The 16,532-nt window shown below is 67.0% G+C and carries 22 protein-coding genes and 1 tRNA gene; 13 read left to right on the top strand and 10 right to left on the bottom strand.

Annotation, left to right across the window (positions count from 1 at the left end; all coding sequences use genetic code 11):
* The first annotated feature begins 22 nt into the window (after positions 1-22).
* From HZ321_RS10480 to HZ321_RS10465, 4 genes are read left to right on the top strand one after another with little or no spacing between them, the layout of a single operon-like run.
* The gene (locus HZ321_RS10480) at positions 23-940 is read left to right on the top strand and encodes an AAA family ATPase (RefSeq protein WP_181702248.1); all 918 of its coding nucleotides are present in this window, start codon (positions 23-25) and stop codon (positions 938-940) included.
* Between the two features lie 50 nt (positions 941-990).
* Complete coding sequence (locus tag HZ321_RS10475) at positions 991-1,257, top strand: hypothetical protein (RefSeq protein WP_181702247.1); 267 nt, start codon at positions 991-993, stop codon at positions 1,255-1,257.
* Positions 1,254-1,592, top strand: coding sequence for a type II toxin-antitoxin system RelE/ParE family toxin (locus HZ321_RS22015; RefSeq protein WP_181702246.1), 339 nt, complete (start codon positions 1,254-1,256; stop codon positions 1,590-1,592). The genes HZ321_RS10475 and HZ321_RS22015 overlap by 4 nt, the downstream gene beginning before the upstream one ends.
* Positions 1,589-2,812 carry a vWA domain-containing protein gene (locus tag HZ321_RS10465; RefSeq protein ID WP_181702245.1) on the top strand — a complete coding sequence of 408 codons (1,224 nt, stop codon included), beginning with the start codon at positions 1,589-1,591 and terminating at the stop codon, positions 2,810-2,812. Before HZ321_RS22015 ends, HZ321_RS10465 begins: the two co-directional genes overlap by 4 nt.
* A 37-nt stretch (positions 2,813-2,849) precedes the next feature.
* On the opposite strand, the gene HZ321_RS10460 is transcribed toward HZ321_RS10465, so the two are convergent.
* Positions 2,850-3,008 carry a DUF2256 domain-containing protein gene (locus HZ321_RS10460; protein ID WP_181702244.1) on the bottom strand — a complete coding sequence of 53 codons (159 nt, stop codon included), beginning with the start codon at positions 3,006-3,008 and terminating at the stop codon, positions 2,850-2,852.
* Positions 3,009-3,076: 68 nt separating this feature from the next.
* On the opposite strand from HZ321_RS10460, the gene HZ321_RS10455 reads away from it, so the two are divergent.
* The 4 genes from HZ321_RS10455 (at position 3,077) to cueR (ending at position 5,304) form a co-directional block, all read left to right on the top strand.
* Positions 3,077-3,808: an SDR family NAD(P)-dependent oxidoreductase gene (locus tag HZ321_RS10455; protein ID WP_181702243.1), complete on the top strand. Its 732-nt coding sequence runs from the start codon at positions 3,077-3,079 to the stop codon at positions 3,806-3,808.
* An 85-nt stretch (positions 3,809-3,893) separates the two neighbouring features.
* On the top strand, positions 3,894-4,337 hold the full coding sequence (locus HZ321_RS10450; RefSeq protein WP_181702242.1) for a c-type cytochrome: 444 nt from the start codon (positions 3,894-3,896) through the stop codon (positions 4,335-4,337).
* A gap of 240 nt (positions 4,338-4,577) precedes the next feature.
* Complete coding sequence (locus tag HZ321_RS10445; RefSeq protein WP_181702241.1) at positions 4,578-4,847, top strand: usg protein; 270 nt, start codon at positions 4,578-4,580, stop codon at positions 4,845-4,847.
* Positions 4,848-4,914: 67 nt separating this feature from the next.
* Entirely contained in the window at positions 4,915-5,304 is a 390-nt protein-coding gene (gene cueR, locus HZ321_RS10440; RefSeq protein WP_181702240.1) for a Cu(I)-responsive transcriptional regulator, read from the top strand.
* A 3-nt stretch (positions 5,305-5,307) separates the two neighbouring features.
* Here cueR and HZ321_RS10435 read toward each other — a convergent pair whose 3' ends face one another.
* The 8 genes from HZ321_RS10435 to sfsA form a co-directional block, all read right to left on the bottom strand.
* Positions 5,308-6,048, bottom strand: coding sequence for a proteasome-type protease (locus tag HZ321_RS10435; protein WP_181702239.1), 741 nt, complete (start codon positions 6,046-6,048; stop codon positions 5,308-5,310).
* Between the two features lie 180 nt (positions 6,049-6,228).
* On the bottom strand, positions 6,229-7,056 hold the full coding sequence (locus HZ321_RS10430) for a transglutaminase family protein (RefSeq protein WP_181702238.1): 828 nt from the start codon (positions 7,054-7,056) through the stop codon (positions 6,229-6,231).
* A 5-nt stretch (positions 7,057-7,061) separates the two neighbouring features.
* Positions 7,062-8,003, bottom strand: a complete 942-nt coding sequence (locus HZ321_RS10425) for an alpha-E domain-containing protein (protein WP_181702237.1) — start codon at positions 8,001-8,003, stop codon at positions 7,062-7,064.
* A gap of 61 nt (positions 8,004-8,064) precedes the next feature.
* On the bottom strand, positions 8,065-9,561 hold the full coding sequence (locus HZ321_RS10420) for a circularly permuted type 2 ATP-grasp protein (RefSeq protein WP_181702236.1): 1,497 nt from the start codon (positions 9,559-9,561) through the stop codon (positions 8,065-8,067).
* A gap of 177 nt (positions 9,562-9,738) precedes the next feature.
* On the bottom strand, positions 9,739-10,440 hold the full coding sequence (radC, locus tag HZ321_RS10415) for a RadC family protein (protein ID WP_181702235.1): 702 nt from the start codon (positions 10,438-10,440) through the stop codon (positions 9,739-9,741).
* A 131-nt stretch (positions 10,441-10,571) separates the two neighbouring features.
* Positions 10,572-11,030 (bottom strand): VOC family protein, encoded by a 459-nt coding sequence (locus HZ321_RS10410; protein WP_181702234.1) that lies wholly within the window; start codon positions 11,028-11,030, stop codon positions 10,572-10,574.
* On the bottom strand, positions 11,027-11,857 hold the full coding sequence (map, locus tag HZ321_RS10405) for a type I methionyl aminopeptidase (RefSeq protein WP_181702233.1): 831 nt from the start codon (positions 11,855-11,857) through the stop codon (positions 11,027-11,029). The genes HZ321_RS10410 and map overlap by 4 nt, the downstream gene beginning before the upstream one ends.
* 120 nt (positions 11,858-11,977) lie before the next feature.
* Positions 11,978-12,682 (bottom strand): DNA/RNA nuclease SfsA, encoded by a 705-nt coding sequence (gene sfsA, locus HZ321_RS10400; protein WP_181702232.1) that lies wholly within the window; start codon positions 12,680-12,682, stop codon positions 11,978-11,980.
* Positions 12,683-12,800: 118 nt separating this feature from the next.
* Here sfsA and HZ321_RS10395 point away from each other — a divergent pair, with 118 nt between their 5' ends.
* The 5 genes from HZ321_RS10395 (at position 12,801) to HZ321_RS10375 (ending at position 15,600) form a co-directional block, all read left to right on the top strand.
* Positions 12,801-13,583 (top strand): competence/damage-inducible protein A, encoded by a 783-nt coding sequence (locus tag HZ321_RS10395; protein ID WP_181702231.1) that lies wholly within the window; start codon positions 12,801-12,803, stop codon positions 13,581-13,583.
* A gap of 36 nt (positions 13,584-13,619) precedes the next feature.
* Positions 13,620-14,138: a xanthine phosphoribosyltransferase gene (gpt, locus tag HZ321_RS10390; RefSeq protein WP_181702230.1), complete on the top strand. Its 519-nt coding sequence runs from the start codon at positions 13,620-13,622 to the stop codon at positions 14,136-14,138.
* Positions 14,139-14,284: 146 nt separating this feature from the next.
* Positions 14,285-14,761 (top strand): septal ring lytic transglycosylase RlpA family protein, encoded by a 477-nt coding sequence (locus tag HZ321_RS10385; RefSeq protein ID WP_425305389.1) that lies wholly within the window; start codon positions 14,285-14,287, stop codon positions 14,759-14,761.
* Positions 14,762-14,875: 114 nt separating this feature from the next.
* A tRNA-Leu gene (locus HZ321_RS10380) sits at positions 14,876-14,961 on the top strand.
* 285 nt (positions 14,962-15,246) lie between these two features.
* A complete protein-coding gene (locus HZ321_RS10375) occupies positions 15,247-15,600 on the top strand; it encodes a hypothetical protein (RefSeq protein ID WP_181702229.1) in 354 nt (117 codons plus the stop codon).
* 78 nt (positions 15,601-15,678) lie between these two features.
* Here the strand turns inward: HZ321_RS10375 and HZ321_RS10370 are convergent, their stop codons facing one another.
* The gene (locus tag HZ321_RS10370) at positions 15,679-16,527 is read right to left on the bottom strand and encodes a quinoprotein dehydrogenase-associated SoxYZ-like carrier (RefSeq protein WP_181702228.1); all 849 of its coding nucleotides are present in this window, start codon (positions 16,525-16,527) and stop codon (positions 15,679-15,681) included.
* Positions 16,528-16,532: the final 5 nt, after the last annotated feature.

Here is a 16,532-nt window from a genome sequence, read left to right as displayed (position 1 = left end):
CCGAACTGCGCCCGAGGAATTCATGTCCATCGATAGTCCCGCTTCCATCGACGACACGCTCGCGCTTCTCACCCGTGGCGGCTACGTCGCCGACCGGGCGCTCGCGACCGTCCTGTTCCTCAGCCTGAAGATGCAGCGGCCGCTGTTCCTGGAGGGTGAGGCGGGCGTCGGGAAGACCGAGATCGCCAAGGTACTGGCCGCCACGCTGGATCGGCCGCTGATCCGCCTGCAGTGCTACGAAGGCCTGGATCTCTCAAGCGCGGTCTACGAGTGGAACTACGCCGCGCAGATGGTGGAGATCCGGATCGCGGAAGCCTCCGGCGTGGAGGATCGCGGCGAGATCGCCTCGGACGTGTTCTCCGAGAAGTTCCTGATCAAGCGGCCGATCCTGAAGGCGCTGGAGCCGACGGTGGACGGGCGCGCGCCGGTGCTCCTGATCGACGAACTCGATCGGGCCGACGAGGCGTTCGAAGCGTTTCTTCTCGAAGTGCTCGCCGATGCGCAGGTGACGATTCCCGAGTTCGGCACCGTGAGGGCGCCAACGCCGCCGATCGTGATCATCACCACCAATCGGACGCGCGAGATCCACGACGCCCTGAAACGTCGCTGCCTCTACCATTGGGTCGACTACCCCGACGTGGAGCGAGAGATGGCGATCGTGCGGACCAAGGTGCCGAAGGCGCCCGACCTGCTCGCGCGGCAAGTGGTCGCCTTTGTCCAGAAGCTGCGCGAGATGGACCTCTTCAAGGTGCCGGGCGTCGCCGAGACGCTGGACTGGGCGACGGCGCTCGCCGAACTCGACAAGCTCGCGCTCGATCCGGAGACGGTGTCCGACACCCTCGGCGTGCTCCTGAAGTACCAGGACGACATCGCCCGAGTGAAGACATCCGACCTCGGCCGCGTTGTGGAGGAGGCGAAGGGCAGGGCGCTGGCGGGGTGAAGCTTTGCAACCTCCGGCGGTGTGGTATCATTGAAGTTCTGGAGAACGCCATGCCTCTGGAAGTCACGCCTCAGCTTCTACGGATTATCTCCGATCTGCGCGGTACGAACGCCGAGCAGATCGAAATCTGCATCGCACAGGCCTGGCAGGATCATAGTCGCGGACACGATCTGCCGCTCGATCCCGCGTTCGCCGCTGCCTTGCGCGATGCAATCCAGGAGACCGTTCGGGACGCGGACGGTCCTTACTATTCCGACGACGAAGTCTTCGGCCAGCTCGTGACAGAACTCGACGATGTCGGGAGCGATGCTGGGTGAGGACGCTCATCTATCACGCAAGGGCACGAGACGACATTATCGAGCTTCGACGTCATCTCGATCGCACGTCTGGTGAGCCGCGCGTCTCTGATGCCTTCCTACGCAAGGTGAGAAGCAGGATCGGCAAGCTGGCACGGAGTTCGACCGTCCAGGGAAGGCTTAGGCCGGAGTTCGGGCCGGACTTCAGATCGGTACCGGTTGACGACTATCCCTTGATAGTCCGCTATTTCCCTGAATACCTCCTCGTGCTCCGCTTCGTTCACAGCGCTCGCCGTCTCGATCGCATGCGTTTCGATGAAGAGCGCCAGCCGTACATTAGCGAGAATGCTGGATGAACAACGAAGCTGTCGTCATTCCCCCCTCCAGCCGTCTTCCCGAAAACGTCGTGCACTTCGCGCGGCTGCTGCGGCGCGCCGGAATGCCGGTGGGGCCGGCGTCGGTGGTCGAGGCGGTGGAGGCGATGACGATCGCCGGTGTCGGATCGCGGGAGGACGTCTACTGGACGCTGCATGCGATCTTCGTGACCCGGCGCGAGCACCACATCCTGTTCGACGAGGCGTTCCGGACGTTCTGGCGGTCCCGCGGGCTCGTGGAGAAGATGCTGCAGGTGTTCTCGCCCGTGGCGCCACCGCGCGCGCCCCTGGACAAGCCGAAGGCCGGAGCGGCGCGGCTGGCGCATGCGCTGTTCGGCGACGCCGCGGCCGACCGGCAGGTGGAGCGGCCGGAGGTGGAGATCGACGCCCGCTTCACCGTGTCGGACCGGGAGATCCTGCAGAAGAAGGATTTCGCCCAAATGTCCGCGGACGAGATCGCGCTGGCCCTCCAGGCGGTGCGCGGGCTGGTGATGCCGGTGGACAAGGTGCCCGTCCGGCGGCGGATGGCGGCGCCGCGGGCGCGCGAGATCGACCTCAGGCGCACGATGCAGGCCTCGCTGAGGGCCGGGGGCGCGATCATCCCGCTCGCCTTCCGCGAGCCGAAGCAGGTTCATCCGCCGATCGTGGCGCTGCTCGACATCTCGGGGTCGATGACGCAGTACTCGCGGCTGTTCCTGCACTTTCTCCATGCGCTGTCGTCGACGCGCCGGGTCACCACCTTCCTGTTCGGGACGCGGCTGACCAACGTGACCCGGCAGATGCGCATGAAGGACCCGGACGAGGCGCTGATCGCCTGCACCAACCACGTGGTCGACTGGTCGGGCGGCACCCGCATCGGAGAGGCGCTGCATCTCTTCAACAAGGAATGGTCGCGCCGGGTGATGTCGGGCGGACCCATCGTGCTTCTCATCACCGACGGATTGGAACGCGACGATGTCGCCGGACTGGCCCAGGAAACCGATCGGCTGCACCGGTCCTGTCGCCGGCTGGTCTGGCTCAATCCGCTGCTGCGCTTCGAAGGCTTCGAAGCACGCGCGGCCGGCGTCAAGGCGATGCTGCCGCATGTGGACGAGTTCCGGCCGATCCACAATCTCGACGCCGTGAAGGATTTGTGCGGCGCCTTGGCCGGTGACGACGCGAAGCGGTTCGATCCGCGCAAGTGGCTGCGCCAGATCGCCTGAGGCGGGTTCAGAGATCGAATCCGATTCAAGGCGCAGCCTATTGAACCCGCTCGCTTTTTCCGGACCGACGGCAGCGGTTTGAGCAGAACCTCACCTCTGTCCAGACGCGTTCCCATTTCTTGCGCCAGGCGAACGGGCGACCGCATGCGGCGCAGGTCTTGGTCGGCAGGTCGGCCTTCTTGATCATCTTCGGCATGATGCGTCCTGAACCAGGGCGACCGGCTCAGCGTAGACCCTCTATCAGCAGTTTGCAGGGATACGCATATGACGGACCGGACGATCATCTACGGCGGAACGGGCGGCATCGGATCAGAGATCGCGCGGGCCTTGGCCCGGGCCGGACGGGCGGTGCATCTGGTCGCCCGCGACGGAGGCCGGCTCGCCGCGCTCGGCGCGGAGATCGGCTGCGGCGTCACCGAGGGCGACGTCACCGATCCCGCAACCTTCGATCGCGTCGTGCAGGATGTCGGAGACAGCCCGGTCGCCGGGCTGGTCTACGCGGTGGGGACGATCACGCTGAAGCCGCTCGCCCGTCTCACCGACGCGGACTATCTCAGCGATTTCACGCTCAACGCGCTCGGGGCGGCACGTGCCGTGCGGGCGCACCTGCCGGCGATGCAGCGCGCCGCCAGCGGGGCTTCCGTGGTGCTTTTCTCCAGCGTCGCCGCCCGGCAGGGATTCGCCAATCACGCCTCGATCGCGATGGCCAAGGGCGCTGTGGAGGGGCTCGTGCTGTCGCTCGGCGCCGAACTGGCGCCCAAGGTTCGGGTCAATGCCGTCGCGCCGAGCCTCACCGATACGCCACTTGCCGCCGGCATGACTTCCAACGAGGCGATGGTGAAGGCGATTGCCGGCCTGCATGCCCTGCCGCGGATCGGCACGCCTGTCGACATTGCGGGCCTCGCCGTCTTTCTCCTCGGCGAGGGAGCGTCCTGGATCACCGGGCAAGTGATCGGCGTTGACGGCGGCCGGTCCACGCTCCGCACCAAGGGCTGATCGTCGAACGGAAGCCGTTGTCCGGCGTTGCCCCCCTGGCGCGGCGGAGGCGGGATCTCCATGCTGGCCGCCTGGAGATTCGACCATGACCATGCGACACGCTCTCGTCATTCTCGCCGTATCGCTGCTCGGCACCGTTCCGGCGGCGGCGCAGTCCGCGCCGACCGGGGCTCCCGATGCCACCGTCGCCGGGCCGACCAGCCCGCCGCCGGAGACGCCGGCCGACGCCCCGACGGCCGCCGGCAGCGCCGCGCCCACGGAGGGGCCGTCGGCCCTCCAGGGAAAGATCTATCTGCAGACGACCTGCTCCGGTTGCCATGCCGTTGGGGCCACCGACGCCAGCACGGATCCGAAGGCGCCGGCGTTCCGCGAGGTGGTCACCCGCTACCAGCCGGAGGACCTGGAGGAGAGCCTGGCGGAGGGGATCGTCACAGGCCATCCGGAGATGCCACAGGTCACGCTGGACCCGCCCCAGATCGCCAACGTGATCGCCTATCTCGACGCGCTGAAGGTGGTGACCTCCCCGTAGGGCCATCACCGTCGGGCCGTGGCGCATCCGCTTGACAGATCGGCCGGGCGGGACTATCGGTCCCGCGCGCCCAAGTTCGCGGCAGGCCTGTTTTGGCAGCACTCTCGCCACTCTGCTGCTAACTTATTGATTAAGCTTGTAAAAACACTTTTCCCCGCAGTCTCGTGATGGCACCATTGGCTGTCGGCGCCGCAAGGGTTCGACGCCGGATCAGCCATCCGTGTCACTGCGAGGTATGGAATGGTCACACCCGAGTTCAAGCTACAGTTGGCGGGCTACGGACTTACCACGGCCCATATTCTCTACCGACTGCCGGACCACCCCAAGATCCTGCAAAGCTACGTCTGGCAGGACTACGATCTGGCGCCCGAGTTTCCAGAGCTGTCGCGATTTCTGCAGTTTTGGCGAACCAAACTCGATGGGGCGCTCCACTCGGTCGACGTTGCCCATCGCAAGCTCATCGGCCCGGCCGAGGTGAGGAAGGTGGACGCCCAGTTCCTGCTGCACTGAAACCCTTCGCAACGGCGTCGCTTCGCACCTACATGAGAGCGAAGCGATTCTTTCTGCGAGGTCAGCCATGAACATCGGCGAGGCGGCGGAATTGTCGGGCCTACCGGCCAAGACGATCCGCTACTACGAGGACATCGGCCTTCTGAAGCCGCCGCGGACCGGCAACGGTTATCGTGAGTACCGGGACACGGAGCTCCACAAGCTGCGCTTCCTGCAGCGGGCGCGTTCGCTCGGCTTCTCCATCGAGGACTGCCGCCACCTGCTGTCGCTCTACGAAGATCGGTCGCGGGCGAGCGCGGACGTGCGAGCGCTTGCGGAGGCGCGGATCCGCGACGTCGAGGTGAAGATCCGCGAACTCCAGGCGATGAAGGCGACGCTCAACCGTCTCGTCCATGCCTGCCATGGCGACGATCGACCGGACTGCCCGATCCTCACGGATCTTGCCGGCGCGGACTGACCGTCAGCCGGAATAGGGCGGCTTGGGAATCGCCTGGTGGGCGGCGCGCAAGGCGGCCCCCCAGCGTTCGCGCAGGTCGTGGAAATAGGGCTCGCCCGCCTCGATGCGGTGGAGCACGTCGTGGCGGATCGCGTCCCGGCGGATGGTGACCAGGTCGATCGGCATGCCCACACCGAGGTTCGAGCGCATGGTGGAATCCATCGAGATCAGGCCCAGTTTCAACGCCTCGTCGATGCCGGTGGTGAACTTGATGGCGCGGTCGAGGATCGGCTTGCCGTACTTGTGCTCGCCGATCTGGAGGAAGGGCGTGTCTTCGGTCGCCTCGATGAAGTTGCCCTGGCGATAGATCATGAACAGGCGCAAACGGCCCTTGGAGATCTGCCCGCCGACCAGCATCGTCACGTCGAAGCCGGCTGCGGACTGCTCCAGCGCCGCGCCGTCGACGCGATAGACCTCGCGGATCGCCTTGCCGACGAACTGCGCCACGCGGAACATGGAGGGCTGCGTCCACAGCGTCTCGTGGTCGCCGGTGTCCGGGTCGCGGATCCCCTCGTTGAGCAGCGAGATCACCGCCTGCGTCACCGCCAGGTTTCCGGCGGTGGCGATCGAGACGATGCGGTCGCCAGGGCGCTCGAAGATGTGGAGCTTGCGGTATTGGGCGATGTTGTCGAGGCCCGCGTTGGTGCGGGTATCCGCGATCAAGGTCAGCCCGTCGGCGACGAGGATCCCCACGCAGTAGGTCATCGGTAGCTCCAGCCATTCCCCCCGGCAGCTCGAAAGCGCCGTCAATCCCTAGCCGCGGCTTTTAGAGCATGCCGGGGCCGTCGTCAGTCGACAATTCGACGCGAAGAGCCGGACGGAAGCGTGCCGCGTCCGCCGAGGCCGGCCACACGATCCCAGCCCCAGCCGCACGGCCGGACCGTATCATCCCCGCGAAACGGCGATGGTCGCCCGGCTCTCCGTGCTGGCGGCCGTAACCCCCGTGTTGGCGCCGCGCATAAAGGCGGCGCCGTTCTGGTCCAGGCTCGCCGACACCCGGACGTAGGCGTCCGTCGGGCAGGTCCGTCCCGTCACGTCGAAGCCCACCCAGCCGAGACCGTCGACATGAGCTTCGGCCCAGGCGTGGGCCGCGCTGCCGCTGTCGCGCTCGTCGTCGCGCCAGACGTAGCCCGTGACGAAGCGAGCCGGTACCCCGATATGGCGCGCCGCCGCGATGAAGACGTGCGCCATTCCGATCGGGCCGGCCTTGCCGGACGCGAAGACCGCGGGCGCGGCGGTGGTCACCGTTCCGCAGATGTCGTCGGCCGGATCGCCTTCCGGCTGCATCCTGTCGGCCAGGGCGTGCATCAGCGCGTGGCAGCGGTCGAGCGGATTTTCGCCCGCGGCCTCGGCCACGGTCCACCCGAAGTCGCGCAGGTCCTGGTCCGCGTGGGTCAGCGGCGTCTCGCGCATGAAGAGCCCGGGCGGCAGGCGCGCGGCCGTCTGCAGCACGCCGGCAGTGTCGTCGACCTCCACCTCGCCCATGGCGGTGACGGTGAAGGCACGGACCGGGCCGGCAAGGGAGAAGTTGTGGATGATGTTGCCGTAGGCGTCGAGGACGCGGTCGAGGCGGCAGTCCTGGTCGACGTCGATGCGCCATTCGCCGACGTACTGGCCGTCGTAGGTGCGCGGGGTCAGGCGAACCTTGCGAATCGCGCTGGTGATCGGCGGGTCGAACTGGGATGCGATCTCGTGGACGATCTTCAGACGCATCGCGGCTACTCAAGATACTGTTCGGCGATCGCGGCGCCGAGGCGGCCGTTGTCCCAGACGAAATCGGCGAGGAAATCGGTGAGGCCGGCCTTGAAGAGCTCGTCGAGGTCGCAGCCCTGCAGTCGGCCGAGCGTGGAGCGTGCCCGACGCTGGCTGGGGCCCTGGCGGCCGTAGTCGCGGGCGAGGCTGTCGAGGAAGCGGGTGATGTTGTCGTAGCAGGAGACCAGAGAACGCGGCATCTCCTCTTTGAGGATCAGCAGGTCGGCGACCAGGTGCGGCTTCAGGTTCTCCCGATAGACCCAGTGGTAGCTGGTCAGAGCGGACACGGACCGTAGGATCCAGGACCACTGGTAGTAGTCGAAGCCGCCGCCGACGGTGGGGCGGTCCGGGTCGAGCACGTTGGCCTTGACGTTGAGGATGCGGGCTGTGAAGTCGGCCCGCTCGATGTAGGTGCCGAGGCGCAGGAAATAATAGGCGTCGTTTCGCAGCATCGTCCGGTAGGCCGAACCGTCGAAGCGCAGCGAGGTCTCCTTAACCCAGGTGAGGAAGTCGGAGAGCTCCTGCCGGTTCATCTTGGCGGCGGAGAAGCGGCGCATCTCCAGCCAGCCGAGGTTGATGGTCTCCCACATGTCCATGGTCAGCGCGGTGCGGACCGAGCGGGCGTTGGTGCGGGCGGTCTCCAGGCAGGAGCGGATCGAGGAGGGGTTGGTGCTCGAGAAGGCGAGATGGTCGACCACAGTGCGGGCGTTGGCCTCGCCGTAGGTGGCGGCGAAGCTGTCGAGCGTGCCGGTGGCGGCGACGGCCATCTCCCATTCGTTGGCGCCCTCGGCATGGGCTACCGGCATGGCGGAAAGGCGGGCGGCCGCCTCCAGCAGGCGGGCCGTGTTCTCCGCGCGTTCGACGTAGCGGGCGAGCCAGAAGAGACTGTCGGCGTGGCGGCTCAGCATGATGGACGGGTCCGGTCGGTGTGGGGCAGGGGTTCGGTCCGCGCGGGCAGGGGCAAGGCCGTCACGACCCCCCTTGCGATTGGGATTGGCTCTGCGAAACCATCCCGCCGCCGAGGGCCGCGTCCTCGTCGTCGTCGGGGTCCTCGATGATCCAGGTGTCCTTGGTGCCGCCGCCCTGGCTGGAGTTGACCACCAGGGAGCCCTCCTTCAGCGCCACGCGCGTCAGACCGCCGGGAACGATGCGCACCCGGTCCGAACCGGTGAGAACGAAGGGGCGCAGGTCGACGTGACGAGGGGCGATGCCCTCGCCGACGAAGGTGGGTGAGGTGGAGAGCGCCAGCGTCGGCTGGGCGATGAAGTTGTCGGGATCGGCGCGCAGCTTGGCGGCGAAGGTCTCGATCATGGCCTTGTCAGCCTTGGGACCGACCAGCATGCCGTAGCCGCCAGAGCCCTGGACCTCCTTCACGACGAGTTCGGGGAGGTGCTCCAGCACGTATTTCAGCGAATCGGGCTCGCGGCAGCGCCAGGTCGGCACGTTCTTCAGGATCGGCTCCTCACCGAGGTAGAAGCGGACGATGTCGGGCATGTAGGTGTACATGGCCTTGTCGTCGGCGACCCCGGTGCCGACGGCGTTGGCCAGCGTGACGTTGCCGGCGCGGTAGGCCGAGATCAGGCCGGGCACGCCGATCACGCTATCGGGCCGGAACACCAGCGGGTCGAGGAAGTCGTCGTCGATGCGGCGGTAGATCACGTCGACCCGCTGCGGGCCCTCGGTGGTGCGCATGTAGACGACGTTGTCGCGCACGAAGAGGTCGCGGCCCTCCACCAGGTCCACGCCCAGCTTGTCGGCCAGGAAGGAGTGCTCGTAGTAGGCCGAGTTCAGCGGGCCGGGCGTCATCAGCACCACGGTCGGCTCGGACGGGGCGGAGGCAGGCGCTAGGCTGCGCAGCGTCGCCAGCAGTTCGTCCGGATAGTTCTCCACCGGCTGGATGCGCGCCTCGGCGAACAGGTCGGGGAAGAGGCGCATCATCACGTCCCGGTTCTCCAGCATGTAGGAGACGCCGGACGGCGTGCGCGCGTTATCCTCAAGGACGTAGAAGTCCTTGTCGTCGGTGCGGATCACGTCGATGCCGGCGATCTGAACGTAGACGTCGGCGGGCAGCTTGACGCCCAGCATCTCGGGCCGGAACGACGGGTTCTGATAGACCAGTTGCTCGGGGATGATGCCGGCGCGGATGATGTCACCCTTGCCGTAGATGTCCGCCAGGAAGCGGTTCAAGGCCGTCACGCGCTGCGTCAGACCCTTTGAGAGGGTGCCCCACTCGCTGTTGGTCAGCACGCGCGGCACGATGTCGAAGGGAATGATCCGCTCGTCGGCCTCCGCGTCGCCGTAGACGGCGAAGGTGATGCCGATCCGCCGGAAGAGGAACTCGGCCTCCTGCTGGCGGCGCTTCAGGAACTCCGGATCCGTCGCGTCGAGCCAGGATTTGATCAGTCCATAGGCGGCCCGGCACGCGTCGCCGGTCCCATTCATCTCGTCGAACGCTACAGGAGGCATTCATTCGCCCTTCGCACACCGTCATGCTGATTTAAGCGGCAAAATCATCTGCGGGGCAAGGACACGGGATGAGCAAGTTTTACGCGTCTCTGCCCATAGTGTAGGCTGAACGGCTCTCTTACCCCGGCTTCGAGCGCCGAACAGGTCAACCGACATCCGGCGCGCACGCCGAAAGCACTACATCAGCTTCAGCCCCTTCAGGCTGGAGTGACCGTCGCGGCCGATGATGACGTGGTCGTGGACGGCGATGCCGAGCGGCTGGGCGACGTCGACGATCTGCTTGGTCATGGTCACGTCGGCGCGCGAGGGGGTCGGGTCGCCGGACGGGTGGTTGTGCACCAGGATGATGGCGGTGGCCGACAGTTCCAGCGCCCGCTTCACCACTTCGCGCGGGTAGACCGGGGTGTGGTCCACGGTGCCGGTCTGCTGCACCTCGTCGGCGATGACGGCGTTCTTCTTGTCCAGGAAGAGGATGCGGAACTGCTCCTTCTCCTCGAAGGCCATCGCCGCGCGGCAATAGTCGAGCACCGCGCTCCAGGAGGACAGAACCGGCCGCTTCAGCACGGCGCCGCGGGCGATCCGGCGGGCGGCGGCCTGCACGATCTTCAGGTCGAGGATGGTCGCCTCGCCGAGGCCCTGGACCGAGCGCAGCCGGGTTTCCGAGGCGCCGATCACCTCGGCGAAGGTGCCGAACTGGGCGATCAGCGTCTTGGCAAGCGGCTTGACGTCCTGACGCGGAATGGAGCGGAACAGCACAAGCTCGAGCAGTTCGTAGTCGGCCAGCAGGTCGCCGCCGGCGTCGCGAAAGCGGGCGCGCAGCCGGTCGCGGTGGCCGTGGTAGTGCGGCACGGCAGCCTTGCCATCCTCCAGCCCGTCCATCGCCCTTGCGCTCCGCGGTGGGAAAGACTCGCGATAACTATCAATGGCGGGGGCGGGGAGGGTTGTCGAGGGGGAGCGGCGGGAAGATCGGCGTCGGCGCTGCCGAGGCGCGTTGGCGGAGCTTGCGCTGCTCAGCCCTCCGCCGCGGCCGCTTGGCTGCCGTCGTTGGGCCAGAGTCCCGGGGTGGCGAACTCGATCGCGTGGCCGTCGGGGTCGCGGATGTAGAGGCTGGTGCCGCCGCGGCTCCAGCGCGCCTCGCCGGCGAGCGGGATTCCATGCGCAGCGAGGTGCGCGCGCCAGGGGTCCAGGTCCTCGGCGCAGATCGCGAAGGCCATGTGCAGGCGGCCGGCGCCTTCGTGGCCGGGGATGGTGCCGGAGGACTCGACGAGATCGTCCGACGTGGCGCCCGCCTGGAAGAGCAGCAGCGTGCCGCCGGCGCCGGCGTCCATCGCCACGAGGCGCGGGGTCTCCAGCATCGGGAGAAGGCCGATCACGTCGCGATAGAAGCGCGCCGACCTCTCGAGGTCGGCGACGTAGAGCGCGGTCTCCAGGATGTTGGCGACGCGCGGCCGTTGCGCCGCGCCGGTCACCGCAGCCCGACCGGCGGCTTGTCGAGGCCCGCGGGCGACAGCGTGAAGATCTCGCAGCCGTTGTCGGTGACGCCGACGGCGTGCTCGAACTGGGCCGAAAGGGAGCGGTCGCGCGTGACGGCGGTCCAGCCGTCGGCCAGCACCTTCACCTGCGGGCGGCCGAGGTTCACCATCGGCTCCACCGTGAAGATCATGCCGGGCTTCAGGACGACGCCTTCGCCGCGCCGGCCGTAGTGGAGGATGTTCGGGGCGTCGTGGAACAGGCGGCCGACGCCGTGGCCGCAGAAATCGCGGACGACCGAGCAGCGCTCGCTCTCCACATACTTCTGGATCGCCTCGCCGATGTCGCCGGTGGTGGCACCGGGACGGATGGCCGCGATGCCGCGCAGCAAGGACTCGTAGGTCACGTCGATAAGGCGCTCGGCGGCGCGCTTGACGTCGCCCACGCCGTACATCCGGCTGGAATCGCCGTGCCAGCCATCGAGGATCAGCGTCACGTCGATGTTGACGATGTCGCCGTCCTTGAGGGGCTTGTCGTTGGGAATGCCGTGGCAGACGACGTGGTTGATCGAGGTGCAGGACGACTTGGTGTAGCCGCGGTAGTAGAGCGTCGCGGGCAGGGCGCCGTGGTCCATGCCGAACTCGAAGACGAAGCGGTCGATCTCGTCGGTCGAGACGCCGGGGCGGACCCGCTCGACCAGTTCGTCGAGGCAGCGGGCGGTCAACTGGCAGGCGCGGCGCATGCCTTCGAAATCGTCGGCGTTGTAGAGGCGAATGTCGCCTGTGTTGCGCAGCGGCGCGACCGCGGCGTCGACGTAAGTCACCATGAGCCATCTCGTCTTGAAGGACGACGGGAGCCGTCCGGGTCGGGCAGCACGGTCCGGCGCGCTGCGTTCGTTCTCACTTATATAAACATTCCTGACGTTTTGCGCATCCGCCAAAGAATGTCAGGGCGGCGTGATCGGAATTCGCCGTTCCGTGTGGATTCCGGCCGGGTCGATCCGACAGGCGTAGGCGACGGCTTCGACGCCGCGCGCCATCGCTTCCCGGAAGGCGGCCGCGTAGGCCGGGTCGATGTCGGCGGCAAGCGCCATCGCCGTGCAATCGGTGCGCTGAACGAGGAACACCATCACCGCCCGGTGGCCGGCCTCCACCATGTCGCCGAGCTCCACCAGATGCTTGGCGCCGCGGCTGGTGACGCTGTCGGGAAACTCGGCAAGGCCGGGCGTGCGCATGAGGTGGACGTTCTTGACTTCCACATAGGCGGGCGGCTTCTCGGGGCATTCCAGCAGCAGGTCTACGCGGCTGTTCCTGCCGTACTTCACCTCGCGCCGGAGAACGGGGTAGCCGGCGAGTTCGGCGATGATGCCGCCGAGGATGGCCTCCGCGACGAGCCCGTTTGGGTGGGCGGTGTTGATGCCGACGAGGCCGCCGTCCGCCTCGACGATCTCCCAGGAGTACTTCAGCTTGCGCTTGGGATCGGAGGACCGCGACAGCCAGACCCGCGAACCGGGGGCGGCAAGGCCCAGCATGGAGCCGGGGTTGGCGCAGTGGGCCGTTACCTCCTCGCCGGTGTCGAGGACGACGTCGGCCAGGAAGCGCTTGTAGCGCCGGACGAGGCGGGCGGAGACGAGCGGATCGGCGAACTGCATGGGGAGACTCGGTCCATCGGATGGGGTGCCGGACCATATCCGCGCGGGGGTGCGCCGGGAAGCTCCCGCTTGAGCGGGGCGCGGCGACGCGCTAGACCGCTGGACCGGGAGGACTTCGATGAGCGGCGAACAGGGCAGCGAGAGACGCGTCACGGCGGGCGTGGTCGTCATCGGCGACGAGATCCTGTCCGGGCGGACACGCGACACCAACTCCGGCACCATCGCATCCTTCCTGACGGCCATCGGCATCGACCTCACCGAAATCCGCGTGGTGCCCGACGACCAGCCGATGATCGTGGAGGCGATTAACACGCTGCGGTCCCGCTACACCTATGTGTTCACCACCGGCGGCATCGGCCCCACGCACGACGACATCACCGCGGACGCGGTCGGAGCGGCGTTCGGCGTTCCGGTCGACCTCGACCCGCGGGCGGTGGAGATCCTCAAGGGGCACTACCAGCGTCCCGAGGACCTGACCGAGGCCCGGCTGCGGATGGCGCGGATCCCGGCCGGTGCGGATCTCATCCCCAATGCGCTGACCAAGGCGCCGGGCTTCCGCCTGGGCAACGTGTTCGTCATGGCGGGCGTGCCCAAGGTGATGGAGGTCATGCTGCAGGCGATCGGTCCACTGCTGGAGACCGGGGAGAAGGTGCTCTCCAACACGGTGGACTGTCCGTTCGGCGAGGGGCTGATCGGCACGGCACTCGGCGCGGTCGCCGCCGCCCACGCCGATGTGATGATCGGCAGCTATCCCGTCATGAACGGCACCAGCTTCTCCACCAAGCTCGTCGTGCGGTCGCGCGATCCGGAGGCGCTCGCCCGGGCCACCGCTGCGGTGGAGGCGATGCTCGCCCGGATCGCCGCCGAACAGGCCGCCGGCTCCAGGCCGGTCAAGTATTGAACCCAGAACCGTCCGTCTGATCCGAAGGTCGCCGCCATGAAAGACAGCCACCAGCCGCTCAACCCCAAGGCGTTTCCCGTTTCCTGGGACCAGTTCCACCGCGACGCGCGGGCGCTCGCCTGGCGGCTGTCCGGGCAGGGGAAATGGACTGCGATCGTCTGCATCACGCGTGGCGGTCTGGTGCCGGCGGCGATCGTAGCGCGCGAGCTTGGCATCCGGGTGATCGAGACGGTGGGGGTCGCCTCCTACCACGAGTACAAGGACCAGGGGCAGCTGCAGGTGCTGAAAGGCGTCGATCCCAAGCTGATCGAGATGGACGGCGGGCAGGGCGCCGGCATCCTGATCATCGACGACCTCGTGGACACCGGGGCGACGGCACGCATCGTCCGGGAGATGATCCCCAAGGCGCATTTCGCCACCGTCTATGCCAAGCCGAAGGGACGACCGCTGGTCGACACCTTCGTCACCGAGGTCAGCCAGGACACCTGGATCTATTTTCCGTGGGACATGGACTTCGCCTACGCGCCCCCGATCAGCGGTCGCGGGGACGGCTGATTCCGGCGGTTTCGCCCGATAAAATCTTGTGACGATCTTGTAAAAGAGGCGTGCGACCTCTTGACGAATCGCAATCGATTCTTAACGCCTGCCTGATTCTCGCCACAGTTGGCCGGCTTCTCGGTTCTTGCGCGCCTGTTCCGTTCTTGAACAGAACCCGCGTGGAGGCTTGGAAGACCGCCGCGGCAGCAACGCGGACCATCTGGAAAGGCGAGACATTGATCACCACGACGAAGGGCGCTCGCCGCGCCATCATCGCGGCCGTTGCCATGGCCGCATTCGCCGCCGGTGCCATCCCGGCATCCGCCCGCGTCCAGTGCGGAAAGGCATCGTGGTATGCGATGCATACCCGGACGGCGAGCGGGGAGCGGGCCAATCCGCAGGCCCTCGTCGCGGCCCACAAGACGCTTCCCTTCGGCACCATGGTCAAGGTGGAGAACCTGCGCAACGGCAAGTCCGTCGTGGTGCGGATCAACGACCGCGGCCCGTTCGTGCGCGGCCGGGTGATCGACCTCTCCAAACGCGCCGCCAACGATCTCGGCTTCGTGTCGCGCGGCGTCGCCTCCGTCCGCGTGAGCGTGATCGGCAAGGACGGCGAGGCCACTGCGGCGACCTGCGGCTGATCTCCCCCGCGCCCGGGATCCTGCCCGACGTCGTGACAGTTGCTCGATCAGTCTTGACCTGTCGCCTCCGTGCCACGTAACCCAGGGGCCTGCCGGCGCGTCCGCTCCGGCGATGGCCGCTTGGTGGAACTGGTATACACAAGGCACTTAAAATGCCTCGGGCTTAGCCCATGGGGGTTCGATCCCCCCAGCGGCCACCACTCCCCGATTCTCCTGAAAGCTGAACGTCTGGTCAAAAGATCAATAATTTCCGCCGCCTTGGGATCGGCGAGGCGGGCAGCGCTTGCGTTGGAACGTCGCAGGTAACGCCGCAGTTACTAAACAATCGCGACGAAACACTCAACATGACTCCTTCTTCCGTAGGAGGAAGCCTCCGGAGACCGGCTGGGCGGAGCGGCGTTGTGACCGTCGTCACGCCTATGGAAATGGGTGGGGGCCGGTGCCATGTTAGCGGCAACAGTGAAGAACCGAGGGAGGATGCCTGGATGAGACTCAACGCGACCCTGTGCGCGGCCGCCTTCGCGATGGCCGCGGCGCCGGCCCTGGCGCAGGAGCCCGCCGTTCTCAACGATTTCCCGACCATGGCGCGCGCGGACTACGTCTACGGCTGCATGAAGGCGAACGGCGAGACGCAGCAGGCCATGGAGCACTGCTCCTGCTCGATCGACGTGATCGCCACGATCATCCCCTACGCCCGTTACGAGGAGGCCTCGACGTTCATCTCGCTCGGCCTGCAGACCGGCGAAAAGGGCGTGGTGTTTCGCACCAGCGAGGAATCGAAGGCGGCGGTCGGCGACCTGCGGCGGGCGCAGGCGGAAGCGGAGATGCGCTGCTTCTGAGCCGGGGCAAAGCGGGATCAGATGTATAAAAGCCCCGGTCTTGCCGGGGCTTTTTCATGTCTCGGGTGTGGGGGCCGGTCAGCTGCCGCCGTTCTCCACGGGGAAGCTGGAGCGGAACACTTTCTGCTCGGTGTCGATGGCATCGACGGTGATCGTGTCCGCACCGTTGGAGAGATAGCTGAAGCGGATGTTGGGGTCTTCCGAGAGCGAAATGCCGCCGCTTACTTTCAGCAGCATGTCCTCGCCTTGGCGGACCGTCAGGTCCGAGATGAACCAGGCCGGAATGTAGTTGCGGGTCACTTGGTCCATCTGCAGGCCGGAATACTGCGGGTGGCGCAGCATCACCTGGGCTTCGCGGCGCTCCGTGCCCGGCGCGGGCGTGGCGGCGGCGAACTGGCGCAGCTTCATCTGGCCGAGGTTCTTCAGAGCGGCGACTGCGTCCTTGTTCGCGGGCGCGGAGCAGCCGCCGGAGGCCTTCACGAACTTCTCGGTCATATAGAGCGTGCCGTCGCTGGCCTCAGCCACCGCATGGACCTTGGAGTACATGTTGACGCGAACCCGCGTCTCGATGCGCTCGATGCCGGCCTTCTCGCCGAGTTCGAACACGGCGGCTACCGGGGCCGGATTCTGGTCGATGACGAGCGTGACCTTGCGGATGGAGCGCGTGTCGTTGGGCGGCAGCTTGACGTTCATCGCCATCGGAACGATCGCGGCGTCCTCGGCCCGGTAGGGCGCTTCCAGCTCGATGATCCCCGCACCGTCCTGCATCGGGCGGCCGTCGAAGACGTCGGTGACGAGGCCGCTCCAGACTTCGTCGGTCTCTGCGCCGGCGGGAGCCACTACAGACTGCGCGATCGCGGTTCCGGCGGATAGGCCGATGCCCATCACGAGAGCCGCCACCGCGGCAGTGAAGGTGGAAAGGGTCATAGTGC

The sequence above is a fragment of the Chthonobacter albigriseus genome (assembly GCF_013839445.1).
GTDB lineage: Bacteria > Pseudomonadota > Alphaproteobacteria > Rhizobiales > Pleomorphomonadaceae > Chthonobacter > Chthonobacter albigriseus.
This window is presented reverse-complemented; position numbering and strand designations above follow the sequence as displayed.

Excerpts from the sequence above, each read along its gene's own strand:
- cueR (WP_181702240.1), top strand. The coding sequence starts at position 4,915 with ATGAACATCGGCGAGGCGGCGGAATTGTCGGGCCTACCGGCCAAGACG.
- HZ321_RS10475 (WP_181702247.1), top strand. The coding sequence starts at position 991 with ATGCCTCTGGAAGTCACGCCTCAGCTTCTACGGATTATCTCCGATCTG.
- HZ321_RS10460 (WP_181702244.1), bottom strand. The coding sequence starts at position 3,008 with ATGCCGAAGATGATCAAGAAGGCCGACCTGCCGACCAAGACCTGCGCC.
- HZ321_RS10480 (WP_181702248.1), top strand. The coding sequence starts at position 23 with ATGTCCATCGATAGTCCCGCTTCCATCGACGACACGCTCGCGCTTCTC.
- HZ321_RS10375 (WP_181702229.1), top strand. The coding sequence starts at position 15,247 with ATGAGACTCAACGCGACCCTGTGCGCGGCCGCCTTCGCGATGGCCGCG.
- gpt (WP_181702230.1), top strand. The coding sequence starts at position 13,620 with ATGAAAGACAGCCACCAGCCGCTCAACCCCAAGGCGTTTCCCGTTTCC.
- HZ321_RS10435 (WP_181702239.1), bottom strand. The coding sequence starts at position 6,048 with ATGACCTACTGCGTGGGGATCCTCGTCGCCGACGGGCTGACCTTGATC.
- HZ321_RS10455 (WP_181702243.1), top strand. The coding sequence starts at position 3,077 with ATGACGGACCGGACGATCATCTACGGCGGAACGGGCGGCATCGGATCA.
- HZ321_RS10420 (WP_181702236.1), bottom strand. The coding sequence starts at position 9,561 with ATGCCTCCTGTAGCGTTCGACGAGATGAATGGGACCGGCGACGCGTGC.
- HZ321_RS10445 (WP_181702241.1), top strand. The coding sequence starts at position 4,578 with ATGGTCACACCCGAGTTCAAGCTACAGTTGGCGGGCTACGGACTTACC.
- HZ321_RS10430 (WP_181702238.1), bottom strand. The coding sequence starts at position 7,056 with ATGCGTCTGAAGATCGTCCACGAGATCGCATCCCAGTTCGACCCGCCG.
- HZ321_RS10465 (WP_181702245.1), top strand. The coding sequence starts at position 1,589 with ATGAACAACGAAGCTGTCGTCATTCCCCCCTCCAGCCGTCTTCCCGAA.
- HZ321_RS10425 (WP_181702237.1), bottom strand. The coding sequence starts at position 8,003 with ATGCTGAGCCGCCACGCCGACAGTCTCTTCTGGCTCGCCCGCTACGTC.
- sfsA (WP_181702232.1), bottom strand. The coding sequence starts at position 12,682 with ATGCAGTTCGCCGATCCGCTCGTCTCCGCCCGCCTCGTCCGGCGCTAC.
- HZ321_RS10370 (WP_181702228.1), bottom strand. The coding sequence starts at position 16,527 with ATGACCCTTTCCACCTTCACTGCCGCGGTGGCGGCTCTCGTGATGGGC.
- HZ321_RS10450 (WP_181702242.1), top strand. The coding sequence starts at position 3,894 with ATGACCATGCGACACGCTCTCGTCATTCTCGCCGTATCGCTGCTCGGC.
- map (WP_181702233.1), bottom strand. The coding sequence starts at position 11,857 with ATGGTGACTTACGTCGACGCCGCGGTCGCGCCGCTGCGCAACACAGGC.
- HZ321_RS10395 (WP_181702231.1), top strand. The coding sequence starts at position 12,801 with ATGAGCGGCGAACAGGGCAGCGAGAGACGCGTCACGGCGGGCGTGGTC.
- radC (WP_181702235.1), bottom strand. The coding sequence starts at position 10,440 with ATGGACGGGCTGGAGGATGGCAAGGCTGCCGTGCCGCACTACCACGGC.